We start from the raw sequence: 21,820 nt of genomic DNA, 5'->3' as shown, positions 1-21,820 counted from the left end.
CCCCAAACCGGAAGGATACGGAACCCATCTGGCTCGCTATGCTTGCCGCCAGCAAGTGATCACCGTGTTGCGACGACCCCTTGAATGCGCCCCGATGGGAGACGGGCCTCGGTACGGCTCAGGACTTGGCGGTCCCGGTCTGCGTGGCGGTGGCGGGCTCGGCGGCCTCGGACACCTCTTCGAGCTCCAGCGCGGCCTCGCCGGTCGTCTTGCTGACGACCTTGCGGCCACGGGTGGCGAAGTCCTCGTAGACCTCGGTGGCCTTGAGACCGATCTGGTCGGCGTACACGCGGGCCTTGTCGGGCAGCTCCCTGGCGAAGCCCTCGGCCTTGTCGGCGTACTCGCGGGCCTTGACCGGCAGGTCCTTGGCCAGCTCGGAGCGGCGCGACTGCAGCTTCAGCAGCTGCTCGGGCAGCTCGCGCAGCTTCTCCACGGCGAAGTCGCCGACGCCGGCTACGGCGTAGAACGGCTTGGAGTCGGTGAGTTTCTTGACCTCGGTGGCCAGCGTCATGGGTTAACCTTCCTTGGTTTCCTGGGTGGCGTCGCCGCTCCGGGGAGTCGTCGCGAAGGGCTCAAGCGCGGCGAGGAACTCCTCGGGCAGTGGCTCGTCGTCCGAATCGGGGTCGTGCCGGAGATGGGCATTCTGGGAGGTCTGCTCGTCTTCGGCGCGCTTCTCCTTGAGGAACGACTCATAGATATCGATCAGGACCTGGCGTTGCCGTTCGCTGAGGTTGCCGTCGGCCCTGATCGCGGTGATCACATCGCTCGGCGCTTCGCGGTCCTCGATGAGGCCCGCCTGCACGTAAAGCGCCTGCGAGGAGATGCGCAGACCCTTGGCGATCTGGTTGAGAATCTCCGCGCTGGGTTTACGCAGTCCGCGCTCGATCTGGCTGAGGTAGGGATTGGAGACCCCGGCCGCCGCGGCGAGCTGGCGCAGCGAGATCTTCGCCTGCTGCCGCTGTTCGCGGATGTACTCACCGATCGAGCCGACCTTGGGTAGTGCCATGCCCACAGTCTGCCTCGCGCTGCTTGCAATTGCAAACAGGATGGTTAACACCAGCAAGCATCAGAGCTGGATGACCCACAGAAATGGGGCGCTGGTGAGCAAAGTCACAGAAAGCGTGATGAAGCCATAGCGCACCGACGCGGCCAGCTCGGGACCCGGCTTGATCAGGCGATCCACCCTGGCCATGACGTTGTGGGCGCCCAGGCCCATCATGCCGTGCGGAGTGGGCATGGCCCCGGCCGTACCGAATCGCAGCAGTGCCGTGGCCAGCCTGCGCGGCGAGCAGTAGCGGCGGGCACGGTCGTCGGCGGCCATCTCGATCAGCAGCTCCACCTGCGCCTGCGCGTCGGCCACCACCTTCGACCAGGGCAACGCCCTGCGCAGCGCGGCGAACGGCAGCAGCACCAGGTCGTGGCGCTCGCGTACGTGCGCGGCCTCGTGCGCCAGCACCGCCGCCAGCTCGTCCTCCGACAGCAGCTTGAGCGCGCCCTCGCTGACCACGACCTGCGAGCGCAGCCCCGGCACGCAGTACGCGGCGGCGCTGGGGTGGGCCAGCACCCGCACGCCCGGCACGCCCGGATCGTCGCGGGAGATCAGCGTCAGCAACATGCGATGCCTGCGGCGGGCCCGCAGCGCCTGCACGCCCGCGGTGAGCAGCACCACGACCAGCACGGTCAGCGCGGTCAGCCCCGCGATCAGGGCCAGCACATGCAACGGGTCCCAGGCTTGGGCGGGCGTTTCGCCATGCGCGAACGCCAGCAGCCCGCTCAGCACCCCGGAGCCGTAGGGCTGTACGGCGTAGGCGAGTATCGCGCCCGTGGTGGCCAGCCCCCAGGTCACGCCGAGGGACTGCCAGAGAATGATGGCCAGCCGGGGGGCGCGTGAGGTCCACCGGGCCGTGGTGAAACGCCAGGAGCCGACAGCGCACGCCGTGGCGAGCGCTGCCAACGCCGCTGCCGTGATCACTCTTCCTCCAGCTCCGTAAGGGCTCTGCGCAGGATCTCCGCCTCAGAGCCCGACACGGTCTGGGCGAAGCGGGTCAGGGCGGCCGAGCGGTCGCCCGTCAGGTCCAAGGCTTCCAGCATAAGCTCGGCGATGTATGCGTCGCGGCTTTCCGCCGGTTGGTATCGCCAGGCGCGGCCGTCGCGGGTGCGTTCGAGGAAGCCCTTGCGGGTGAGGCGGTCGAGAACGGTCATGACCGTGGTGGGGGCCAGGTCGCGGTCGGCAATCAGTTTGCCGACCTCGCGGGCGGTCAGTGCGTTGTTCTCCGCCCAGAGGATGTCCATGATGCTGCGTTCAAGCTCGCCGAGACCCTTCACGCCCTTCAGGGTAGCTCTACAGAGCGTCGAGCTGGCATTCGGGTGGGGTGAGTCCTCCGTGACAAGGGCCGGCGGCAGGTGACAAGCTCAGTGAGATGAATCTCATGCTGGTCCGGGGCGACATCACCGAGCAGCGGACCGACGCCATCGTCAACGCCGCCAACTCCTCGCTCATGGGCGGCGGCGGCGTGGACGGCGCCATCCACCGCAAGGGCGGGCCCGAGATCCTGGCGGAGTGCCGGAAACTGCGCGCGGGCCACTACGGCAAGGGCCTGCCGACCGGCCAGGCGGTGGCCACGACGGCCGGCCGGCTGTCCGCCAGGTGGGTCATCCACACGGTCGGCCCCGTCCACTCCAAGTCGGAGGACCGCTCCGAGCTGCTGGCCTCCTGCTACCGGGAGTCGCTGCGGGTGGCCGACTCGCTGGGCGCCGCTTCGGTGGCCTTTCCCGCGATCTCGACCGGCATCTACGGCTGGCCCATGGACGACGCCGCCGGGATCGCCCTGGAAACGGTCCGGCAGGCGGACACCGCCGTGCGTGACGTGAGGTTCGTGCTGTTCGACGCCGACGCCTATGCCATCTTCCAGGCACACTGCTGAGAGCGCGCCCCCAAGAGGTCGGGGGCGCGCTCTTTCAGCTCAGGGCGCCCACGGCGGCGCGACGGCCCAGGTCGTGTCCTGGTCGTAACTGGCCGGTGAGTCGAAGGCGTGCGACCCGCCCGGCACCGCGATGTGGACGGCCTCGGCATAGTGCCGGACGGCGTGCCCCGAGATGTTGTACGACGCCAGCGTCACCCCCGTGCCCCCGGCCCTGGGCGGCTGGGCGCAGAACGTGGCGTCCTGATCGAACAGGGTAGTCCCGTCACGGGCGTCGTTGCGTACCCGGAAGTCGGCGTGCCGCAGGTAGCGGCCGGGGAAGTTACGCGACTCGAAGGAGTAGCAACTCCCATCGGCCAGCCCCCGCCGCACATAGAACGTGGCGTCCTCCTTGAGAAGTTGCGCGCTGGAGGCGTTCACCACGTCGGTGCGCGCCAGCGCGTTCTGATGGCGCAGGTACCGGTCGGTGAAGCCAGGCGTGGTCACGCGCAGCGACTGGGCCGCCCCCACCGTCAGGCCGGCCCCGCTGCGCCACCACGGCGTGCTCGGCAACCAGGTGACGTCGGCGGCGAACGAGGCGGCGGTGTCCCAGGCGTTGGGGCCGCCGCTGCGCGCCACGTAGACGGCGTCGTTGTGGTGGCGCAGGAAGTGGCCCGGCAGGTTGAGCGACTCCAGCGACACCCCGGTCCCCGCCTGCGCCGCGCGGGCGCAGAAGGTGGCGTCCTGGTCGAACAGGGCCGTTCCGTCGCGGGCGTCGTTGCGTACCCGGAAGCCGGCGTGCCGCAGGTAGCGGCCGGGGAAGTTGCGCGACTCGAAGGAGAAGCAGGTGTTGTTCGCCAGTCCGGGCCGCGTCCAGAAGGTGGCGTCCTGCTTGAGCGCGTCCGCGCTGCCCGCGCCGACCACGTCCGTGCGGGCCAGGCCGTCCTGGTGGCGCAGGTAGCGGTCGGTGTGGCCGGAGGTGGTGACGCGCAGCGAGACCAGGCTGCCCGCCGCCAGGCCCGTGGCGGCCTGGATCACCGAGCGGTTGACGGTACGCACCCGCTCGGCGTTCATCTTCGGCACCCGGCGGTCGTACGTCCACAGGCCGTTGACCTCGTTCTCCACGTCCGTGGGCTGGGTGTAGATGGACGCCGACAGGCCGTTGTTCACGATGAGCGGCTTGAGCTGCTCGTTGATCGAGACGTAGCGGTTGGTCAGCGCGGTGGAGTCCGAGGTCATCTCGTACGCGAAGCCGTTGCCCGGCCACTGGTGACCCGGGCTGAGCAGGCCGAGGCCGCCGAACTCGCCCAGCACTGCCACCCTGCTCGCGCTGGGCCGCTGCGGCGTGCCGGGGCCGACGTAGATGTGGTCGTCAATGACGTCGCCGTTGCCGCCGTCGAAGCCGCAGCAGTTGGAGCCGGAGTTGTTGTTCGCCAGGCGGCTGGGGTCCCAGCTCTTGACCAGGTCGGCGATGCGGGCGGGGTCGTACTCGCCCCAGCCCTCGTTGAACGGCACCCACTGCACGATCGAGGTGATCCCGCGCAGGTTGTCCACCATGCGGCGCAACTCGCTCTCGAAGTTGGCGCGGTCGGCGGTCGAGGGGCTGGCGCCGGTGCGCATCGAGGGCATGTCCTGCCAGACCATCAGGCCCAGCCGATCGGCCCAGTAGTACCAGCGGGCGGGCTCGATCTTGACGTGCTTGCGTACGGTGTTGAAGCCGAGCGCCTTCTGCTGCTCCAGGTCGAAGCGCAGGGCCGCGTCGGTGGGGGCGGTGGAGATGCCGTCGGGCCAGTAGCCCTGGTCGAGGGTGCCGAGCTGGTAGACGAACCGGCCGTTCAGCGTCGGGCGCAACACGCCGCCGACCATGGCCTTGCCCACCGACCTCATCCCGAAATATCCGGTCACGACGTCGCCGCCGCCGGTGCCGGTGAGGGTGACTCTGAGGTCGTACAGGAACGGATCGTCGGGCGTCCACAACCGGGCGTTCGGCACCGGGACCCGCAGGTGCGCGCCGATCGCGCCGGTCGCGGTGCCGACCACCGTCCCGCCCGTCATGACCTCGGCCCGCACCTGCTGCCCCGAGGCCCCGGCCGCCTGTACGACCAGGTCGAGCTGGCCGGCGGCCACGTCGGGCACGGTGTCCAGGCGGGTGACGGCCGCCACGTTGACCGGTTCCAGCCACACGGTCTGCCAGATGCCGGAGTGGGCGGTGTAGAAGATCCCGCCGGGGGAGCGGCGCTGCTTGCCGATGGGCGCGCCGGCGGCGTCCACCGGGGCGTACACGCCGACGATCAGCTCGTTCGAGCCGGCGCGCAGGGCTCCGGTGATGTCGAGGCCGAACGGGTCGTAGCCGCCGGTGTGGGTGCCGACCGAGGTGCCGTTCACCCAGACCCGGGTCTCCCAGCTCACCGCGCCGAAGTTGAGCCGCACCCGGCGGCCCGACCAGGTGCTCGGAACGGTGAAGGTCCTGCGGTACCACATGCGGTCCTCGTGCCGCTGTATGCGCGAGAGTCCCGATTCGATCGGGTACGGCACCAGGACCTGCTCGGCCAGGTTCTGACCGGTGGGCGGCGTGTTGATGGAGCCGGTCGCGGCGAACTGCCACAGGCCGTTGAGGTTCTGCCATTCGGAGCGTACGAGCTGGGGCCGTGGATACTCCGGCAACGCGTTGGCCGGGGTCACCTCGGCGGTCCATGGGGTGGTGAGCGGAGGCGCGGCGAGCGCCTCCTGCACGGGTAAGGCGACGACTGCTCCTGAGAGGACCAGCACCGCGGTGAGGCGGCGGGCCCAGCCTGAGAATCTGCTCATCTCGGCTCCTTGACGAGGACCGTGCCTGACTTCCCCCGACAGGTTGCGACCGAACTTGAACGAGTTGGATCGCAACGGAACCATATACCGGAGATCCCGTGTGCGAAATAGACCATTTTCAGCGTGGGGCGACGGCTTCCCAGGGAAGGGTCAGCTCACCAAGCCGCCACCTGGCAGCTCCGCCCAGCGGCGCCCGTGCAGGCACCGGCCAGGACGCGGACAGAACCCGGATCGCGGCCAGCCACCGCTGCCGCCGCCCATGCGCCCCATATGGCGCGCTGACCGCCCAGGCGCGGTCGAAGTCGCTCAGAAACGCATGAATCCGCTCACCCGGCACGTTCCGGTGGATGAGCGTCTTCGGCAGCCGGTCGGCCAGGTCGGAAGGCCGCTCGAAGGCGTCGAAACGGGCCGCGAACGTGATCGTCTCCGGCCCGCCGGGCGTGAGCCCCACCCAGACCGCCCGCCGCCCGGTCTCGGAGCAGGTGCCCTCGACCAGCACGCCGCCGGGAGCCAGCCGGCTCCGCAGCGCGTCCCAGTGCCGCCACGCCTCCTCCTCGCCGTACTGGCGCAGCACGTTGAAGGCCCGCACCAGCATGGGCGGGCGGGGGACGGGCAGTTCAAAGCCGCCCAGCCGGAAGCTCAGCCCCTCCCGCTCATGCGGCTTGGCCACCGCCACCCTGGCCGGGTCGATCTCGATCCCCACCACCTCGACCTCCGGGGCCACCCGCCGCAACCGGGTGAACAACTCCAGCGTCGTCGTGTGCGAGGCTCCGTACCCGAGGTCCACGACCAGCGGCCGCGCCACGGAGCGCAGTCGCGGGCCGTGCACCGCCGCCACCCAGCGGTCGCAGCGGCGCAGCCGGTTGTGCCCGGTCGTGCCCCGGGTGATCGTCCCGACCGGCTTAACCACCGACGCGGTGCACCTTGTGCTGCGCGGCCTGGGCGCGGGGGCGGATCACCAGGCGGTCCACGTTCACGTGGGCCGGGCGGGTCACGCACCAGGCGATCGCGTCGGCCACGTCGTCCGAGGTCAGCGGGCCCGGCACGCCCTCGTACACGCGGGCAGCGGCCGCCTCGTCGCCCCTGAACCTGGTGACCGCGAACCCCTCGCTGCGCACCATGCCGGGCGCGATCTCGACGATCCGCACGGGCTGGCCGACCAGCTCAAGACGGAGCGTCTCGGCCATGGTCCGCTGGGCGTGCTTGGCCGCCACGTAGCCGCCCCCGCCCTCGTACGCGCCGTGCCCGGCCGTCGAAGTGAGCATCACCAGCATGCCGTCCCCCGACTCGGCGAGTTTGGGAAGCAGCGCCTGGGTCATGCGTAGGGAGCCCAGCACGTTCACGTCGTACATGCGCTGCCAGTCGTCCATCCGGCCGTCGGCCACGGAATCCGCGCCGAGCGCGCCTCCGGCGTTGTTGACCAGCACGTCACAACGCTCCAGCGAGGCGGCCAGCGCGTCCACGGACTCCTGAGAGGTCACATCCAACGTCACCGCCCTGATCGAGGGCGTCTCGGCGGCCAGCTTGTCCAGCCGGTCGCGGCGCCGTGCGCCCGCCACCACGTCGAAACCCTCGGCGGCGAGCCGGCGCGCGGTCGCCTCCCCGATTCCGCTGCTCGCACCCGTCACTACAGCCGTTTTCCGCATGGTCACATCCTGCCAGCAGGAGATAAGGGCGGTCTTGTACCCCCAGTTGTGACCGTCTGTCGGGAATGTCGAAAAATTCGGGATGGTTGTAATCCGCTTGGAGGTGGTATCGCGTGAGGCGTTTCGGAGGTGGGTTCGGGTGAGGCGACGACGCGTCGGCCGGGTCGCGACCATCAGCATGCACACATCGCCGCTGGACCAGCCCGGTACGGGCGACGCCGGCGGCATGAACGTGTACATCGTCGAGTCCGCCAAGCGGCTGGCCCAACTCGGTGTGGAGGTGGAGATCTTCACCCGGGCGACCGCCCGTGACCTGCCGCCCGTGGCCGAACTGGTCCCCGGCGTCCTCGTCCGCCACATCACGGCGGGGCCGTACGAGGAGATGGAACGTGCCGACCTGCCCGCCCAGCTCTGCGCCTTCCTGTCGGAGGTGCTGCGCACCGAGGCCATGTACGACCCGGGCCGCTACGACGTCATCCACTCCCACTACTGGCTGTCCGGCCAGGTCGGCTGGCTGGCCAAGGAACGCTGGGGCGTGCCGCTCGTGCACACCATGCACACCATGGCCAAGGTCAAGAACCTGCTGCTCGCCAAGGGCGACAAGCCGGAGCCCCAGGCGCGCGTGGTCGGCGAGGAGCAGGTCGTGGGAATCGCCGATCGCCTCGTGGCCAACACGGGCGACGAGGCTCGCGAGCTGATCGACCTCTACGGCGCGCCCGAACAACGCGTCGCCGTCGTGAACCCGGGTGTCAACCTCACCGTCTTCCAGCCCGCTTCACAGGGCGCCGCCCGCCACCGCCTCGGCCTTCCGCAGAACGCCCACGTGCTGCTGTTCGTCGGCCGCATCCAGCCGCTCAAGGCCCCCGACGTGCTGCTCCGCGCCGCCTCCAGGATGCTCATCGACGACCCTTCCCTGCGTGAGCGCCTGGTCGTGGCCTGCGTCGGCGGCCCCTCGGGCAACGGCCTGGCCAAGCCGGAAATCCTCACGAACCTGGCCACCGAACTCGGCATCTCCGACGTCGTCCGCCTCGTCCCCCCGGCCCCTCAGCACGAACTGGCCGACTGGTACCGGGCCGCCGACGTCACCGTCGTCCCCTCCCACAGCGAATCGTTCGGCCTGGTGGCGCTGGAGTCACAGGCATGCGGCACGCCGGTGGCCGCCGCCTCGGTCGGCGGGCTGCGCACCGCCGTCAACAACGGGGTCTCCGGCCTGCTCGTGGACGGCCACGACCCGGGCGACTGGTCGAAGGTGCTGCGCCGCTTCATCACCGCGCCGCGCTGGCGCGACCAGCTCTCGGAGGGCGCCCGTACGCACGCGGCCGCCTTCGGCTGGCAGGCCACCGCCGCGCACCTGATGGAGGTCTACGCCGGCGCCATGGCGAACCTGCACAAGATGCCCATCGCCGTCTCCTGACACTCCCCTAGTGTGGACGGCATGCGCGATGTCGTCGAAGCAGCGCTCAAGGCCGCGGACGTCTCCTACGACGAGCCGCGGCCGGGGGCGTTCCTGGTCAAGCTGCCCGGACAGCACAAGCTCGCCACCATGACGTGGCTGATCGTGGGCGAGCGGGCGCTGCACGTCGAGGCGTTCTTCTGCCGGCAGCCCGACGAGAACCACACCGAGTTCTACCGCTGGCTGCTCGGCAAGAACGGCTCGATGTACGGCGTGCACTTCTCCCTCGACCCCGTCGGCGACGTCTACCTCGTGGGCCGGACCCCGCTGCGGGCCGTCACGGCGGAAGAGATCGACCGCCTGCTCGGCTGCGTGCTGACCTACGCCGACGAATGGTTCGACCGGGCGCTAGAACTGGGCTTCGCCTCGTCGATCAGACGGGAGTGGGAGTGGCGCGCCAAGCGCGGCGAGTCCCTGGCCAACCTCCAGGCCTTCGCCCGCTTCGCCGACCCGGACCGCTGACTCCTTCGACCCTCCCCCAAACCATAGGATTGGCCGCATGGCGACTTTGGTGCTGCTAAGGCACGGCGAGAGTGACTGGAACGCGAAGGGCCTGTTCACCGGCTGGGTGGACGTGAGCCTTTCTGCCAAGGGCGAGGACGAGGCGCGCCGCGGCGGCAAGCTCCTGCAGGAGGCCGGAGTCCGCCCGGACGTCCTGCACACCAGCCTGCTGACCAGGGCCATCCAGACGGCCCAGCTGGCGCTGGGCGAGGCGGATCTGCTCTGGCTCCCGGTGAAGCGCAGCTGGCGGCTCAACGAACGCCACTACGGCGCGCTGCAGGGCAAGAACAAGGCCCAGACGCGGGAGGAGTTCGGCGACGAGCAGTTCATGTTGTGGCGCCGCTCCTACGACGTGCCGCCGCCGCCCATCGCCGACGGCGACGAATACTCCCAGGCCGGCGACGCCCGCTACGCCCTGCTGCCGTCGGAGCTCATGCCCCGTACGGAGTGCCTGAAGGACGTGGTGGACCGGATGCTCCCGTACTGGTACGACGAGATCGTCCCCGACCTCTCGGCCGGCCGCACGGTCCTCGTCGCGGCGCACGGCAACTCGCTGCGCGCCCTGGTCAAGCACCTGGACGGCGTCAGCGACGAGAAGATCGCCGGCCTCAACATCCCGACGGGCATCCCGCTGCTGTACGAGCTCGACGCCGACTTCCGGCCGACCGTCCCCGGTGGCCGCTACCTCGACCCGGAGGCCGCCAAGGCCGCCATCGAAGCCGTCGCCAATCAGGGCCGCTGACAACTCGGCGCTAAATGGTTGAGCTTGGGCGGAGGGGTCTCCTCCGCCCTGGCTCTGTTACCGGCCTGCCCGAAGTCGATATTAGTGCCGGCGCCCGCACGCTCCTCACAGGCGGGGAAATTAATTCCTGGTTGGTGGCCAGATTTCCCACTGCGGAGGCGGAGGATTCATCGCTTCGTTGTACCGTTTGGCCCGGTCCAGGCAATCGGGACAGATGGGCTCGTCGGTGGATCGGGCCACGGCATCCGGCCTGGCCGGACGTAGCGTACCCAGAGCGGAGAAGCCTGGAGGAAGCCCGGTTTCTGGGTCTATGAGGGCGGTAAGTACCTTTTTTGGGTCGAAGGTAAATGTGCGCTTGCATACGCAACAACGACCCGTACTCGTGGCGTTGTCGTCCGGCATCGATCCTCCCATTACCACCGCGTGAACTTTTACCAGGCTGCCAGAAATCGCGGCCCCGGGCCACACAAAGCCTGCGGAGGGACGGCTCCGGCATCCTCCGGAACTGGTCAGGAATCGAGAAGCGCCGGGAAAGGGCCGCGACTAGCGTGGCCGTCCCGTAGCCGCTCACCTTCGAGGAGATTCCCATGAGCAAGTGGATCCGGCAGAGCCACCGCTGGTTGTCCATCGCCTTCACGGCGACCGTGCTCGTCGCCATCGTCGCCGTCACCCAGGAGGAGCCCGCCATGTGGGTCTTCTACCTGCCCTTGTTCCCGCTCATCCTGCAGCTGCTCACCGGCCTGGTCCTGTTCGTGCTGCCGTACACCGCCAAGCGCCGCGCCTGACCCGCCCGCATTCCAAAGGATTCCTTGACATCCGGGAACCCGTCGGCTCAAGATTCCAAGCATGTCTTTGGAATCTTGGCGTGAGCTTCCGCGGCGGAAGCTCGACGACCCGGTCGCGATGCGCGCGTTCGCCCATCCCGTCCGCCTGGCGCTGCACGAGCTGCTGATGCGCTCCGGCGCCACGACCGCCGCCGACGCCGCCCGCGAGGTCGGCATCAGCCAGGCGCTGGCCTCCTACCACCTGCGGCAACTGGCCAGGTACGGCTTCGTGGAGCAGGCGGAGGCACGCGACGAGCGGGAACGGCCGTGGCGGGCGACCACGCTCAGCCAGGAGTGGTCGAACACCGAGTCCGACCCCGAGTTCTCGGCCGCCCGGGGCCTGCTGGAACAGGTCATCATCGAACGGGCGCTGGCTCAGCTCGCCGAGTGGCGGGAACGCCGTGCGCAGGAGCCGGAGGAATGGCGGGGTTACGGCGGGGTCGGCAACAGCTACCTCTACGTCACCCCCGACGAGCTCACCGAACTCGAAAACGCGATCGGCCGCCTGATGGAGCCGCTGATGGCGCGGATCACCGACCCGTCAGAACGGCCGGAGGGGGCCAGGCCCGTGTTGTCGGCCCATCTCCTGGTCCCGCTGCCCGTGACCGGCACCGGTGACTGAGGTCGGGGCCGCCGGGATCAGAGGCCTGTTAGCGGACAACCGGGACTACCGGCGGCTGCTCTCTGCAGGACTGATCTCGCAGACCGGCGACTGGGTCATCAGCACCGGCCTGGCGTACCACATCTACGTGCTCACCGGCTCCACGCTGTCCAGCGCAACTATGCTGCTGGCCGCCCGCCTCCCGGACGTCCTGCTCGGCTCGCTGGCGGGGGTGCTCGCCGACCGGTGGGACCGCCGCAGGCTGCTGGTGGCCACGGACCTGCTGCTCGCGCTGGGGCTGCTGCCCCTGCTCGCGGTACGCGATCCGGGCCAGGTCTGGATCGTCTACGCCGTCGCCCTGTGGACGGGCGTGATCAGCACGGTGCTGTTCCCCGCGCAGAAGGCACTCGTGCCGCAGATCGTGCCCGAGTCGCAACTCGTCAGGGCCAACGCGTTGCACGGGCAGAGCGGCCAGGCCGCCAGGCTGCTGGGCGCGCTGGCGGGCGGGGTCGCGGTCGGCGCCGGCGGGATGGCCGCCGTGGTCGGGATCGGCGTGGCCGGTTTCCTGCTCTCCGCGCTGCTGATGGCAGGGCTGCGGACGCCCGCCCGATCCTCGGCCGTGACGGTCACCGTGGGCGGGCAGTGGGTCGCCGGACTGCGGCTGGCCAGGGAGAATCGCGGCGTGCGCCTGCTGGTGGCGTACATGGTGATCACGGGTTTGGGTGAAGGCATCTTCGGCACGCTCACCGCGCCGTTCGTGGCGGACGTGCTCGGCGGGGAGGGGGAGGCGTACGGGCTGTTCCTGTCGGCGCAGGCGGTCGGCGGGATCGCGGGTGGCATCGCGGTGGCCGCGCGCCCGGGGAAGGCGACGCCGCGGGCGTTGTTCGGCTGGGGGACGGTCGTGTTCGGGCTGGCGGACCTGGCGTTGTTCACCTACCCGCTCGTGACGCGCGAGTTGTGGCCCGCCGTCGTGCTGATCGCCCTGGCCGGGCTGCCGGCCGCGGTGCTGGTGGCGGGAATGACCACCTACGCCCAGACGGTCGCCGGCGAGGGCCGGGTGGGTACGGTCTTCGGGCTGCTCGGCAGCGCCCAGGCCGCCACGTCGCTGCTCGGGATGGCGCTGGCGGGCGTGCTCGGTGAACGGCTCGGCATCGTCGCGACGCTGTGCCTGCACGCCGGTGGCCTGATCTCGGCGGGCGTGCTCGTTCTGGTCAGCACGCGGGACAGCCGTGGGAGTGAGGTCCGGGACTTCACCCCCGGGGGCTGTTAGCTTGGGCGGGTGGTGAGGTCCGGGACCTCACCACCGGGGGCTGTTAGCTTGGGCGGGTGCCCGTGACCAGGTAGACCACATCCGAGGCCACCCGTACCGCATGATCCGCGTATCGCTCGTAGTACCGGCCGACCAACGTGATGTCGATGGCCGGCTCCACCCCGTGTTGCCAATCCTTGGACAAGATGTTCCTGAACAGCTTGCGATGCAGCCTGTCCATGGCGTCGTCGTCCTGCTCAAGCTCCAACGCCTGTTCCACGTCCCGCGAGGCCACGCAGCTGCCGGCCTTGGTGACCAGGTTCTCGGCGATCTGCCCCATCTCCAGGATCGTGGAGCGGAGCCCCGGCGGGATCGCGGAGTCCGGGTGCCGCAGGCGGGCGACCTTGGCCACGTGCACGGCCAGGTCTCCCATGCGTTCCAGGTCGGTGCCCATGCGCAGCGCCGTGATGACGCTCCTCAGGTCCACCGCGACCGGCTGCTGCCTGGCCATCAGCTCGAAGATCGACGATTCGATGTCGGCGAACGTCGCGTTCACTTCCTCGTCGCGGGAAATGACACTCTCGGCGAGCTGGAGGTCGGCGTCAAGGAGAGCCGTGGTGGCCCGTGAAATGGCAGAACGAACAAGGCGGGTCATTTCGACCAGCTTGTCGGTCAGTGAATCGAGTTCCTCATGGTACGCGTCGCGCATGTCGTCACCGTACGACCCTGTCGATGAACGAACCCCTACAGCTAGATGAACTTTCCAGGAAAGGGTCGTTCATCCCCTGATGAGAGGGTCTGTCCGTGACAGAAGGCCACCTACCATCGGAGGCATGAGTGAGATGGCCATGAGCTTCGCGGCCCTGGCCGGGTTCGTGGTGGGCGCGCTGGCGGTCCTGTTCTATCGGAACCAGATCGAGGCGCCAAACCGCACCGCCGCGACGGACGGAGTGGAGACCGGTGCCGCGCTGCCGCAGGGCGTCGCGTCCGTGCTCGCCGTGCTGCCCTCCTCCGCGGTGGTCCTCGACGCCCACGACCGCGTCCTGCGCGCCAGCTCGGCCGCACGGGCGTTCGGGCTGGTCAAAGGGGACCGCCTGATGGCCGCGGAACTGCTCGCGCTGGCGAGGCAGGTACGCCGCGACGGCGAGATCCGCGAGAGCGAGATCGACGTCGCCGGGCACAAATTCGGTCAAGAAACCACAAACTTCGCAGTCCGCGTGGCACCGCTCGGCTCCTACGGCCAGGTGCTGGTGCTGGCCGAGGACCAGACGGAGCGGCGCAGGGTCGAGGCCGTGCGCCGCGACTTCGTCGCCAACGTCAGCCACGAGCTGAAGACCCCGGTGGGCGCCATGAGCCTGCTGGCCGAGACCATCCAGGACGCCGCCGACGACCCCGAGGCGGTCAGCCGCTTCGCCGGGCGCATGCAGCTCGAAGCCGCCCGCCTCAACTACCTCATCCAGGACCTGATCACGCTCAGCAGGATCCAGGGCGCCGAGCCCATCCCCACGCCGGGCCAGGTCTCCATCGACGAGGCCATCAACGACGCCATCGGATACTGCAACACCAGGGCCTCCGCCAAGGACATCGGGCTCGTCACCGGCGGCACCGAGGGCCTGCGCATCTGGGGCGACGACGAACTGCTCGTCACCGCCCTGCGCAACCTGATCGACAACGCCGTCGCCTACAGTCCCGACCACACCAGGGTCGTGGTCAGCGTGCGGCCCGCGGGCGACTCCGTCGAGATCAGCGTCAGCGACCAGGGCATCGGCATCCCGGAGGAGGCGCTGGAGCGCATCTTCGAGCGCTTCTTCCGCGTCGACGCCGCCCGCTCGCGCGCCACCGGCGGCACCGGGCTCGGCCTGGCCATCGTCAAGCACGTCGCCGCCGCGCACGCCGGCGAGGTGTCCGTCTGGAGCAAGGAAGGGTCCGGCTCCACCTTCACGCTCCGCCTGCCCGCCTTCGGCGGCACGGCGGTGGCAGTACCACCCTCGATGCCCCTGGAGGCAGCCTCGTGACTGAGCGAAGCGAAGCAACAATCGGACACAGCGCTCATGGCGTCACGGGTCCGGCGAAGGAGAACTCATGACGCGCGTACTCGTTGTGGAGGATGAGGAGTCCTTCTCCGACGCACTGTCGTACATGTTGCGCAAGGAGGGCTTCGAGGTGTCCGTCGCGGCCACCGGGCCCGAGGCGCTGGACACCTTCGACCGCAACGGCGCCGATCTGGTGCTGCTCGACCTGATGCTGCCCGGTCTGCCCGGTACGGAGGTGTGCCGCTCGCTGCGGCAGCGCTCCAAGGTGCCGGTCATCATGCTGACGGCCAAGGACAGCGAGATCGACAAGGTCGTGGGCCTGGAACTGGGCGCCGACGACTACGTCACCAAGCCGTTCTCCTCGCGCGAGCTGGTGGCCCGCATCCGCGCGGTGCTGCGCCGCCAGGGCGACGTCGTGGAGGAGCTGGACACGGCCGTGCTGGCCGTCGGCCCGGTGCGCATGGACGTCGACAGGCACGTCGTCGCCGTGCGGGGGGAGCAGGTGCAGTTGCCGCTCAAGGAGTTCGAGCTCCTTGAGGTGCTGCTGCGCAACGCCGGACGGGTGCTGACCAGGGGCCAGCTCATCGACCGCGTCTGGGGTGCCGACTACGTGGGCGACACCAAGACGCTGGACGTGCACGTCAAGCGCCTGCGCGCCAAGATCGAGTCCGACCCGTCGAACCCGCGCTGCATCCTGACGGTGCGGGGCCTGGGCTACAAGTTCGACGCCGTCGAGGAGTGACGAAACCCCGGTACCAGTTCGGTCGGTACCGGGGTTTTGTCATGTCCGCTGCCGGGTCAGTGAGCTTCTTCCTCAGCCGCCGGGGCGGTCGGGGTCGGGGTGGGCGAAGGGGGCGGGGTGGCGTTCGGGGCCGGGGGGTAGTCCTTGAACTCGCGGCTGCGCGTGACCACAGGCACGTCCATGGACACGACTCCGGCCTTGGCGAACTGGAGGTCCAACTTGATGCTCTCGCCGCCCCTGAGGCTCTTGGGGATCGCCTCAAGCATGATCTGCGGCGTCGGCTTGCCGGTGTTGACGAGCTGGTTGCTCGGGAGCTGGATGGGGGCCGTCACCTTCACCGTGCCCATGTTGCCCGCCGAGACCGCCTGCAGGGTGTCGGGGGCGCCGGCGGTGTTCAGGATGTTCAGGTAGATCGGGGCGGAGCCGCGCCAGGCGAGCTGCGCTCCGGAGTCGGGCCCCAGGATGAACGCCTGCGGGATGTGAATGCCGCTCTTGCCGTACTTACCGTTTTCGATCAACACTTGCGCCTCGTTCGGCGCGTACGGCTTGTTGGTGGTGGCGTCGAATCCAGCCCCGCAGCCCGTGAGCACGGGGGCTGCCAAGAACGCGGCGGCTACGACAATCCAGCGAGGGCTGGTCACGGGCGGGTTCTCCTTGGTTCTGCGCAGGTGTCGCGCGTGCGTGATGTGCAGCGCCCACCATATCCACCCCTATGCAAGGTCATATCCACACCCCCGCAGGTCATTCGCTATGTCCGGAAATGCGATTCATAGAGTTGAGCAGTTGTCAAGCCCCAATATGCGGCTTTGACCTGCAGTTATGAGGATTTCACTGTTCCGGGAGGCTGTGGATGCGTGGTACCCTGGAGTACAGCGGAAGGGGTACTTGTCACATGACTTTCCAGGTCGGCGACACTGTCGTCTACCCCCACCATGGGGCTGCTCGGATCGAAGCAATCACGAAGCGATCCATCAAGGGTGAGGAAAAGACCTACCTGGTGCTCAAGGTCGACAAGGGCGACCTTACCGTCCAGGTGCCAGCAGAAAACGCAGAACTCGTCGGCGTGCGCGATGTTGTCGGCCAGGAAGGCCTTGAGCGGGTTTTCGATGTCCTTCGGATGCCGCACACCGAAGAGCCGACCAACTGGTCTCGTCGATACAAGGCCAATCTCGAGAAGCTCGCCTCCGGCGATGTGAACAAGGTCGCCGAGGTGGTTCGGGACCTGTGGCGGAGGGACCGCGAGCGCGGTCTGTCCGCGGGCGAGAAGCGCATGCTCGCCAAGGCGCGTCAGATCCTGGTCAGTGAGTTGGCTTTGGCCGAGAAGACCAATGAGGACAAGGCTGAGGCCCTTCTCGACGAGGTTCTCAACTCCTGAACACGAATCTTCCGCGGGTGGGCGTCGGTGTCGACGTCCACCCGTTCGCTTCGAGTGACTCAGGGCGCGAGCTCAACCTCGCGGGCCTGAGCTGGCCGGGTGAGGCCGGGCTTGAGGGCCACTCCGACGGCGACGCCGCCGCGCACGCGGCCTGCGACGCGTTGTTGTCCGCGGCCGGCCTGGGCGACCTGGGCCGGCTGTTCGGCACGACGGACCCGCGCTGGGCGGGCGCCACGGGTGCCGCCCTCCTTGAGGAGACCGCCCGCCAGGTACGCGCCGCGGGCTTCGAGATCGGCAACGTGGCCGTCCAGGTGGTCGGCAACCGGCCCAAGCTGGCTCCCCGCAGGGAAGAGGCGGAGAAGGCGCTGAGCGCCGCCGTGGGCGCGCCTGTGAGCATCTCCGCCACCACCACCGACGGGCTGGGCCTGACCGGGCGCGGCGAGGGCGTCGCGGCCATCGCGACGGCACTGGTCGTCAACCTTTCCTGATTGCGCAGCGTCATACCAAGGGACCCTGACGGTGTCCTTACGGGCCGTCGCGCGGCCCACCCAGTTCGGAGGCGGCGGTTCGTCACTGGCGCGGTACGGACCGCCGCCTTCCTCTGGGTAGTTTTGCCTGATCAGGGGTATGTGTCCCCAAGACATGTGAACGTCTCGGGGGGAGCTACACATGATCGGCGCGATTGTTTCCGCAGTAGTCATCGGCGCCATCGTCGGTGCGCTGGCCAGGCTTCTGGTGCCTGGCAGGCAGAACATGTCCATCGGCCTGACCCTTATCGTCGGCATCGTGGCCGCATTGGTCGGCACGCTGATCGCGCACGCGTTCGGCTGGGCCGACACGAGAGGCATCGACTGGATCGAGCACATACTCCAGCTCGTGCTGGCCGTCATCGGTGTGCTCCTTGTGACCCGGATGGGCATGGGGCGCGGTGGTGGCGGTGGCCGCACCGGTCGAACCATGACCTGACCTGGCGATTCGTCAAGACGGCGCATAATCGCCGTAGATCGGGTAGCCGACTCCCCGTGAGAGTGAACCGCTCACTTTCACGGGGAGGTTTCATGTCATGACCATCGAATCCATCCTTGGCGCCATCGTGATTGGCGCCGTCATTGGCGCAATCGGTCGTCTGCTGCTTCCCGGTAGGCAGGCCATCGGGTGGATCCTCACCATCGTCGTCGGCATCGTGGCCGCCCTCCTGGGCACGCTGCTCGCACAGGTGCTTGGTGTGGAGACCACGCCCGGCATCGACTGGATCGAGCTGGTGATGCAGGTGGTGCTCGCGATCGTCGGGGTCGGACTGGTGGCCGGGCTTCGGCGCGGCTCCAGCGTCTGAGGACGCCCGACCGCAAGGCGGGATACAGAGGCCCGCCCGGGAACCCTCCCGGGCGGGCCTGTCGCCATTGCCCTGGAACCCTTGCCCTCTGACGAGCCGGCTATCTCGGCCGCCTACCCGTCAGAGGGCCTTATCCGCGGGCCAGCTACCGGCCAGAGGGCATCGTCCGCGGGTCGGCCACCTGCCGTCGGCCACCTGCCGTTGACCACCTGCCAGAGAGCATCGTCCGAGGGCCCGGCGGCCTGCCTCAGGGCCTGCCGGTCCCGTGATGGCCTTGTAGGGCGCCTCGGCCGCTGTTCCTCAGTCCTGGGGCGGGCGTGGGGTGCTGCGCAGGCGTCCTGAAGGGGCTGGGGTGTCGTCGTGGATCACCGGGTGCGGGGCGGTGTCCTCCATCTCGTCGTCCGCGTCGTCCCGGCGACCCTCCGTGTGGTTGGCGGCCGCGCGGCCGTGACCTGGAGCGGGGGTGTCGTCGCCGACGATGGGGTGCGGCTGGGTGTCGGCGTCCTTGTCGTCGTCCTGGTCCTCGGGGAGAGGGTGGACCAGGACGTCGGACGGCTTGACACGGTCACCCCATCGAACGGGCCGCTTCAACGGCTCCGGCTCCGGCTGGGGCTCTGGCACCGGCTCGGGCTCCGGAACCCGCTCAGGCTCAGGCTCGGGCTCAGGCGTCGGTACGCGCTCAGGCTCGCGGGCCTGCTCCGGGATGGCCTCCGGTTGGCGGGCCAGCTCCGAAACGGGCTCTGGCCAGCGGGGCCGCTCCTCCGGCATGGGTTCCGGCTCGCGAGATCGCTCGTCGAGTGTGGGCTCGGGCTCGGGGGATCGCTCCTCCAGCGCGGGCTCCGACTGACGGACCCACTCCTCCGGTGCGGCCTCTGAGCGTTGAGGTCGTTCCTCGTGCGCGAGTTCTGAGCGCTGGAGTCGCTCCTCCAGCGCGGGCTCGGGCTCGCGGGGTCGTTCCTCCAGCGCGGGCTCCGACTGACGGGATCGCTCCTCCGGCATGCGCTCCGGCTCGCTGCCCGCCTCCTCCTCATCCTCACCCTTACCCGCACCCTCCCGCATCGGCCGCTCCGACACTTGGGCCGCGACCGGCGGAGTCTCAGGGGCGGCGGTAGGGCCGACCAACGGGGTGGGCTCCAGCACATGCCCGGGAGCCGCCTGTGTGGCCAGCGGAGGCGGCGCCTCGGCCTGCGGATGGGCACGGTGGAACGGCACGATGTCCAGCTCCGCCGTACGATCCCTGTCCCGCTCCTGGTCCTCGTGGGCCGGGGCGCGCCGCGCCTGCACATGCTTGATCAGCAGTAACCACACCCACAGCGCCAGGGCCAGCATGACCCAGGGCGCCAGGGCCACGCCGATGGCCGTCTGCCGTACGTCGAACACGAACCGCACCGCCGTCGCCACATTGGCCGCCGCTGCCGCCGCGATGAGCAGGACCAGCAGGAACGCGGCCTGCACGCGTACGAGCAGCTTGGCCGAGCGCAGCAGGAGCACGCCGAGCAGCGCGATGACCAGCAGCGCGTCGAAAGCCGCCGGATAGAGGAAGGCCAGGTCGGGCCGGGCCTCACCGGTGAGGGCCAGCGCGCGCAGGTCGTCGAAGGAGAGCGCGCAGGCGGCCCCGGCGAGGGCGGCCACCGCGAGCCCGGCCAGGGCGAGGCCCAGGCGGCGGAGCACAGAGGGGGGAGTCACGTCCATGGCACTTTCGAGCCTACAGAACAATGGGGGTCAAGACCGATCAAGGGAGGCCCCGTATGACCGAGCTGTCGGCAGATGTCCGCCAACTTCTGGACGCGCCGAATTTCGCGACAGTGACGAGCCTCAACGCCGACGGCGGGCCGCAGTCGTCGGTGGTGTGGGTCCGTACGGACGGCGACGACGTGGTGTTCTCGACCGTGAAGGGGCGCAGGAAGCCGCGTAACTACGAGCGTGACCCGCGCGCCAGCCTGCTGGTGATCGATCCGGGCAATCCGTACCGCTATGTGGAGGTGCGCGGGCGGGTGACGATGACGCCCGACCCCGAGGGGGCGTTGATCGAGGAGCTGTCGCAGAAGTACCGGGGCCAGCCGTGGGAGGACAAACCGGGCACGGAGCGGCTCATTGTACGGATCTCTCCGGAGAGGGTCTTCCTGCGGGGCTGATTTATCGACCTGATTGCGCCTCCGAGGCGTTAGCCTTGCCTTCGTGACCCTGCACATCTACGACACCAGCACGCGCGCCATCCGTGAATTCGTTCCGGTCGAAGCCGGCCGGGCGTCGATTTATCTGTGTGGGGCCACTGTGCAGGCTCCTCCGCATATCGGCCATATTCGCTCGGGCGTGAACTTCGACGTACTCAGGCGCTGGCTGGCGCGTACGGGGTACGACGTGACGTTCTGCCGCAACGTCACCGACATCGACGACAAGATCATCCGGGTGTCGGCCGCGGAGGGCGTGCCCTGGTTCGTCGTGGCCGAGCGCAACCAGCGGGCCTTCACCTGGGCCTACGACACGCTGGGCTGCCTGCCGCCGACGGTCGAGCCGCGGGCCACGGGGCACGTACCCGAGATGATCACCCTGATGGAGCGGCTGATCGAGCGCGGGCACGCCTACGCCTCCGGCGGCGACGTCTACTTCAGCGTGCAGTCCTACGCCGACCGTTACGGCTCGCTGTCCAACCAGAAGGTCGAGAACATGCGGCCCGCGGCGGACACCGACGACGAGTCCTGCAAGCGCGATCCGCGCGACTTCGCCCTGTGGAAGGGCGAGAAGCCGGGCGAGCCGACGTGGCCGACGCCGTGGGGGCCGGGGCGTCCCGGCTGGCACCTGGAGTGCTCGGCCATGGCGACGAAGTACCTGGGGCCGGCGTTCGACATTCACGGCGGCGGGATCGACCTGATCTTCCCGCACCACGAGAACGAGATCGCCCAGTCGCAGGCGGCCGGCGACGGATTCGCGCATTACTGGATGCACAACGGGATGCTCAAGATCGGCGCCGAGAAGATGAGCAAGTCGCTCGGCAACTCGTTGCTGATTCCGGAAATGGTGCAGAAGGTACGGCCGGTGGAGCTGCGTTACTACCTGGCCGCGCCGCATTACCGTTCCTCGATCGATTACTCCGAGGAAGCGCTGTTGGAGGCCGCGGCGGCGTACCAGCGCATTGAGGGTTTCGTGACGCGGGCCGCCGAGGTCATCCACGACGTGGACGCCGACGCGCCGCTGCCGCAGGCGTTCGCCGACGCGCTCGACGACGACCTGGGCACGCCGCAGGCGCTGGCGGTCGTGCACGAGGTGGTGCGCGAGGGCAACGTGGCGTTGTCGCGCGGCGACAAGGAGGCCGTGGCGCGCCTGCTGGCCGAGACCCAGAACATGCTGGACGTCCTGGGCCTCGACCCGCGCTCGCCGCAGTGGCGGGGGGCCGGCTCCGACCTGAAGCCCGTCGTGGACGCGCTGGTGGCGGTGGCGCTTGAGCAGCGCAAGGCGGCCAGGGAGCGCAAGGACTACGCCGCCGCGGACGCGATCAGAAACCAGCTCGCCGCCGCCGGCATCACGGTGGAGGACACCCCGCACGGGGCCCGCTGGGAGCTCAGCCACTGACCGCGTGATCTCGGTCCGGGGCGGTTGGGTGATATGGGACGAC

Annotated in this window: 25 protein-coding genes; 15 read left to right on the top strand and 10 right to left on the bottom strand. The window is 69.2% G+C overall.

The features are described from left to right. Positions 1–118: 118 nt before the first annotated feature. From AB0I81_RS55510 to AB0I81_RS55495, 4 genes are read right to left on the bottom strand one after another with little or no spacing between them, the layout of a single operon-like run. Positions 119–511, bottom strand: coding sequence for a hypothetical protein (locus tag AB0I81_RS55510; RefSeq protein ID WP_360676931.1), 393 nt, complete (start codon positions 509–511; stop codon positions 119–121). Positions 512–514: 3 nt separating this feature from the next. Next, entirely contained in the window at positions 515–1,006 is a 492-nt protein-coding gene (locus AB0I81_RS55505; protein ID WP_360676928.1) for a helix-turn-helix domain-containing protein, read from the bottom strand. Positions 1,007–1,066: 60 nt separating this feature from the next. After that, positions 1,067–1,972: a M56 family metallopeptidase gene (locus AB0I81_RS55500; protein ID WP_360676926.1), complete on the bottom strand. Its 906-nt coding sequence runs from the start codon at positions 1,970–1,972 to the stop codon at positions 1,067–1,069. Beyond that, positions 1,969–2,325, bottom strand: a complete 357-nt coding sequence (locus tag AB0I81_RS55495) for a BlaI/MecI/CopY family transcriptional regulator (protein WP_360676924.1) — start codon at positions 2,323–2,325, stop codon at positions 1,969–1,971. The genes AB0I81_RS55500 and AB0I81_RS55495 overlap by 4 nt, the downstream gene beginning before the upstream one ends. Positions 2,326–2,420: 95 nt before the next feature. Between AB0I81_RS55495 and AB0I81_RS55490 the strand changes: the two genes are divergently transcribed. Next, positions 2,421–2,924: an O-acetyl-ADP-ribose deacetylase gene (locus tag AB0I81_RS55490; RefSeq protein WP_360676922.1), complete on the top strand. Its 504-nt coding sequence runs from the start codon at positions 2,421–2,423 to the stop codon at positions 2,922–2,924. Positions 2,925–2,963: 39 nt separating this feature from the next. On the opposite strand, the gene AB0I81_RS55485 is transcribed toward AB0I81_RS55490, so the two are convergent. The 3 genes from AB0I81_RS55485 to AB0I81_RS55475 form a co-directional block, all read right to left on the bottom strand. Then, positions 2,964–5,708 (bottom strand): AbfB domain-containing protein, encoded by a 2,745-nt coding sequence (locus AB0I81_RS55485; protein ID WP_360676920.1) that lies wholly within the window; start codon positions 5,706–5,708, stop codon positions 2,964–2,966. A gap of 118 nt (positions 5,709–5,826) precedes the next feature. After that, complete coding sequence (locus AB0I81_RS55480) at positions 5,827–6,618, bottom strand: class I SAM-dependent methyltransferase (protein WP_360676918.1); 792 nt, start codon at positions 6,616–6,618, stop codon at positions 5,827–5,829. Then, the gene (locus tag AB0I81_RS55475; RefSeq protein WP_360676916.1) at positions 6,611–7,354 is read right to left on the bottom strand and encodes an SDR family NAD(P)-dependent oxidoreductase; all 744 of its coding nucleotides are present in this window, start codon (positions 7,352–7,354) and stop codon (positions 6,611–6,613) included. The genes AB0I81_RS55480 and AB0I81_RS55475 overlap by 8 nt, the downstream gene beginning before the upstream one ends. 178 nt (positions 7,355–7,532) lie before the next feature. Here AB0I81_RS55475 and mshA point away from each other — a divergent pair, with 178 nt between their 5' ends. From mshA to AB0I81_RS55445, 6 genes are all read left to right on the top strand, one after another. Continuing rightward, a complete protein-coding gene (gene mshA / locus AB0I81_RS55470) occupies positions 7,533–8,768 on the top strand; it encodes a D-inositol-3-phosphate glycosyltransferase (protein WP_360676937.1) in 1,236 nt (411 codons plus the stop codon). Positions 8,769–8,789: 21 nt separating this feature from the next. Next, positions 8,790–9,269, top strand: a complete 480-nt coding sequence (locus AB0I81_RS55465; RefSeq protein WP_360676914.1) for a YbjN domain-containing protein — start codon at positions 8,790–8,792, stop codon at positions 9,267–9,269. Positions 9,270–9,306: 37 nt separating this feature from the next. Continuing rightward, positions 9,307–10,050, top strand: a complete 744-nt coding sequence (locus AB0I81_RS55460) for a phosphoglyceromutase (RefSeq protein ID WP_360676912.1) — start codon at positions 9,307–9,309, stop codon at positions 10,048–10,050. A 587-nt stretch (positions 10,051–10,637) separates the two neighbouring features. Beyond that, positions 10,638–10,835, top strand: coding sequence for a hypothetical protein (locus AB0I81_RS55455; RefSeq protein WP_360676910.1), 198 nt, complete (start codon positions 10,638–10,640; stop codon positions 10,833–10,835). A gap of 61 nt (positions 10,836–10,896) precedes the next feature. Further along, positions 10,897–11,496, top strand: coding sequence for a helix-turn-helix domain-containing protein (locus AB0I81_RS55450; protein ID WP_360676908.1), 600 nt, complete (start codon positions 10,897–10,899; stop codon positions 11,494–11,496). Further along, positions 11,489–12,745 carry an MFS transporter gene (locus AB0I81_RS55445; RefSeq protein ID WP_360676906.1) on the top strand — a complete coding sequence of 419 codons (1,257 nt, stop codon included), beginning with the start codon at positions 11,489–11,491 and terminating at the stop codon, positions 12,743–12,745. The genes AB0I81_RS55450 and AB0I81_RS55445 overlap by 8 nt, the downstream gene beginning before the upstream one ends. Positions 12,746–12,788: 43 nt before the next feature. Here the strand turns inward: AB0I81_RS55445 and phoU are convergent, their stop codons facing one another. Then, entirely contained in the window at positions 12,789–13,433 is a 645-nt protein-coding gene (gene phoU, locus AB0I81_RS55440) for a phosphate signaling complex protein PhoU (protein WP_360676904.1), read from the bottom strand. Between the two features lie 133 nt (positions 13,434–13,566). Here phoU and AB0I81_RS55435 point away from each other — a divergent pair, with 133 nt between their 5' ends. Next, the gene (locus tag AB0I81_RS55435; RefSeq protein WP_360676935.1) at positions 13,567–14,739 is read left to right on the top strand and encodes an ATP-binding protein; all 1,173 of its coding nucleotides are present in this window, start codon (positions 13,567–13,569) and stop codon (positions 14,737–14,739) included. 67 nt (positions 14,740–14,806) lie between these two features. After that, complete coding sequence (locus AB0I81_RS55430; RefSeq protein WP_360676902.1) at positions 14,807–15,499, top strand: response regulator transcription factor; 693 nt, start codon at positions 14,807–14,809, stop codon at positions 15,497–15,499. A 56-nt stretch (positions 15,500–15,555) separates the two neighbouring features. On the opposite strand, the gene AB0I81_RS55425 is transcribed toward AB0I81_RS55430, so the two are convergent. Continuing rightward, on the bottom strand, positions 15,556–16,140 hold the full coding sequence (locus AB0I81_RS55425; RefSeq protein ID WP_360676900.1) for a copper chaperone PCu(A)C: 585 nt from the start codon (positions 16,138–16,140) through the stop codon (positions 15,556–15,558). Between the two features lie 251 nt (positions 16,141–16,391). Between AB0I81_RS55425 and AB0I81_RS55420 the strand changes: the two genes are divergently transcribed. The 4 genes from AB0I81_RS55420 to AB0I81_RS55405 all read left to right on the top strand — a co-directional run bounded on the left by AB0I81_RS55420 (position 16,392) and on the right by AB0I81_RS55405 (position 18,207). Beyond that, complete coding sequence (locus AB0I81_RS55420) at positions 16,392–16,874, top strand: CarD family transcriptional regulator (RefSeq protein WP_043624891.1); 483 nt, start codon at positions 16,392–16,394, stop codon at positions 16,872–16,874. Positions 16,875–16,891: 17 nt separating this feature from the next. Next, positions 16,892–17,362, top strand: coding sequence for a 2-C-methyl-D-erythritol 2,4-cyclodiphosphate synthase (gene ispF / locus AB0I81_RS55415; RefSeq protein ID WP_360676898.1), 471 nt, complete (start codon positions 16,892–16,894; stop codon positions 17,360–17,362). A 181-nt stretch (positions 17,363–17,543) separates the two neighbouring features. Then, positions 17,544–17,840, top strand: a complete 297-nt coding sequence (locus tag AB0I81_RS55410) for a GlsB/YeaQ/YmgE family stress response membrane protein (protein WP_360676896.1) — start codon at positions 17,544–17,546, stop codon at positions 17,838–17,840. Positions 17,841–17,937: 97 nt separating this feature from the next. Beyond that, positions 17,938–18,207: a GlsB/YeaQ/YmgE family stress response membrane protein gene (locus tag AB0I81_RS55405; RefSeq protein WP_360676894.1), complete on the top strand. Its 270-nt coding sequence runs from the start codon at positions 17,938–17,940 to the stop codon at positions 18,205–18,207. 300 nt (positions 18,208–18,507) lie between these two features. Here AB0I81_RS55405 and AB0I81_RS55400 read toward each other — a convergent pair whose 3' ends face one another. Next, positions 18,508–19,893, bottom strand: a complete 1,386-nt coding sequence (locus AB0I81_RS55400; protein WP_360676892.1) for a DUF2637 domain-containing protein — start codon at positions 19,891–19,893, stop codon at positions 18,508–18,510. A gap of 62 nt (positions 19,894–19,955) precedes the next feature. On the opposite strand from AB0I81_RS55400, the gene AB0I81_RS55395 reads away from it, so the two are divergent. Both AB0I81_RS55395 and cysS read left to right on the top strand, forming a co-directional pair. Beyond that, a complete protein-coding gene (locus tag AB0I81_RS55395) occupies positions 19,956–20,342 on the top strand; it encodes a PPOX class F420-dependent oxidoreductase (RefSeq protein WP_360676890.1) in 387 nt (128 codons plus the stop codon). 43 nt (positions 20,343–20,385) lie between these two features. Next, positions 20,386–21,777: a cysteine--tRNA ligase gene (gene cysS / locus AB0I81_RS55390; RefSeq protein WP_360676888.1), complete on the top strand. Its 1,392-nt coding sequence runs from the start codon at positions 20,386–20,388 to the stop codon at positions 21,775–21,777. The last annotated feature ends 43 nt before the right edge of the window (positions 21,778–21,820 follow it).

The organism is Nonomuraea sp. NPDC050404 (assembly GCF_040655495.1).
In the GTDB taxonomy this organism is placed as follows: Bacteria; Actinomycetota; Actinomycetes; order Streptosporangiales; family Streptosporangiaceae; genus Nonomuraea.
This window is presented reverse-complemented; position numbering and strand designations above follow the sequence as displayed.

Coding starts and splice junctions, on each gene's coding strand:
- AB0I81_RS55435 (WP_360676935.1), top strand. CDS start 13,567: ATGGCCATGAGCTTCGCGGCCCTGGCCGGGTTCGTGGTGGGCGCGCTG.
- AB0I81_RS55430 (WP_360676902.1), top strand. CDS start 14,807: ATGACGCGCGTACTCGTTGTGGAGGATGAGGAGTCCTTCTCCGACGCA.
- AB0I81_RS55395 (WP_360676890.1), top strand. CDS start 19,956: ATGACCGAGCTGTCGGCAGATGTCCGCCAACTTCTGGACGCGCCGAAT.
- AB0I81_RS55460 (WP_360676912.1), top strand. CDS start 9,307: ATGGCGACTTTGGTGCTGCTAAGGCACGGCGAGAGTGACTGGAACGCG.
- AB0I81_RS55475 (WP_360676916.1), bottom strand. CDS start 7,354: ATGCGGAAAACGGCTGTAGTGACGGGTGCGAGCAGCGGAATCGGGGAG.
- mshA (WP_360676937.1), top strand. CDS start 7,533: ATGCACACATCGCCGCTGGACCAGCCCGGTACGGGCGACGCCGGCGGC.
- AB0I81_RS55455 (WP_360676910.1), top strand. CDS start 10,638: ATGAGCAAGTGGATCCGGCAGAGCCACCGCTGGTTGTCCATCGCCTTC.
- AB0I81_RS55490 (WP_360676922.1), top strand. CDS start 2,421: ATGAATCTCATGCTGGTCCGGGGCGACATCACCGAGCAGCGGACCGAC.
- AB0I81_RS55420 (WP_043624891.1), top strand. CDS start 16,392: ATGACTTTCCAGGTCGGCGACACTGTCGTCTACCCCCACCATGGGGCT.
- AB0I81_RS55505 (WP_360676928.1), bottom strand. CDS start 1,006: ATGGCACTACCCAAGGTCGGCTCGATCGGTGAGTACATCCGCGAACAG.
- AB0I81_RS55450 (WP_360676908.1), top strand. CDS start 10,897: ATGTCTTTGGAATCTTGGCGTGAGCTTCCGCGGCGGAAGCTCGACGAC.
- AB0I81_RS55405 (WP_360676894.1), top strand. CDS start 17,938: ATGACCATCGAATCCATCCTTGGCGCCATCGTGATTGGCGCCGTCATT.
- AB0I81_RS55485 (WP_360676920.1), bottom strand. CDS start 5,708: ATGAGCAGATTCTCAGGCTGGGCCCGCCGCCTCACCGCGGTGCTGGTC.
- AB0I81_RS55465 (WP_360676914.1), top strand. CDS start 8,790: ATGCGCGATGTCGTCGAAGCAGCGCTCAAGGCCGCGGACGTCTCCTAC.
- AB0I81_RS55510 (WP_360676931.1), bottom strand. CDS start 511: ATGACGCTGGCCACCGAGGTCAAGAAACTCACCGACTCCAAGCCGTTC.
- phoU (WP_360676904.1), bottom strand. CDS start 13,433: ATGCGCGACGCGTACCATGAGGAACTCGATTCACTGACCGACAAGCTG.
- AB0I81_RS55410 (WP_360676896.1), top strand. CDS start 17,544: ATGATCGGCGCGATTGTTTCCGCAGTAGTCATCGGCGCCATCGTCGGT.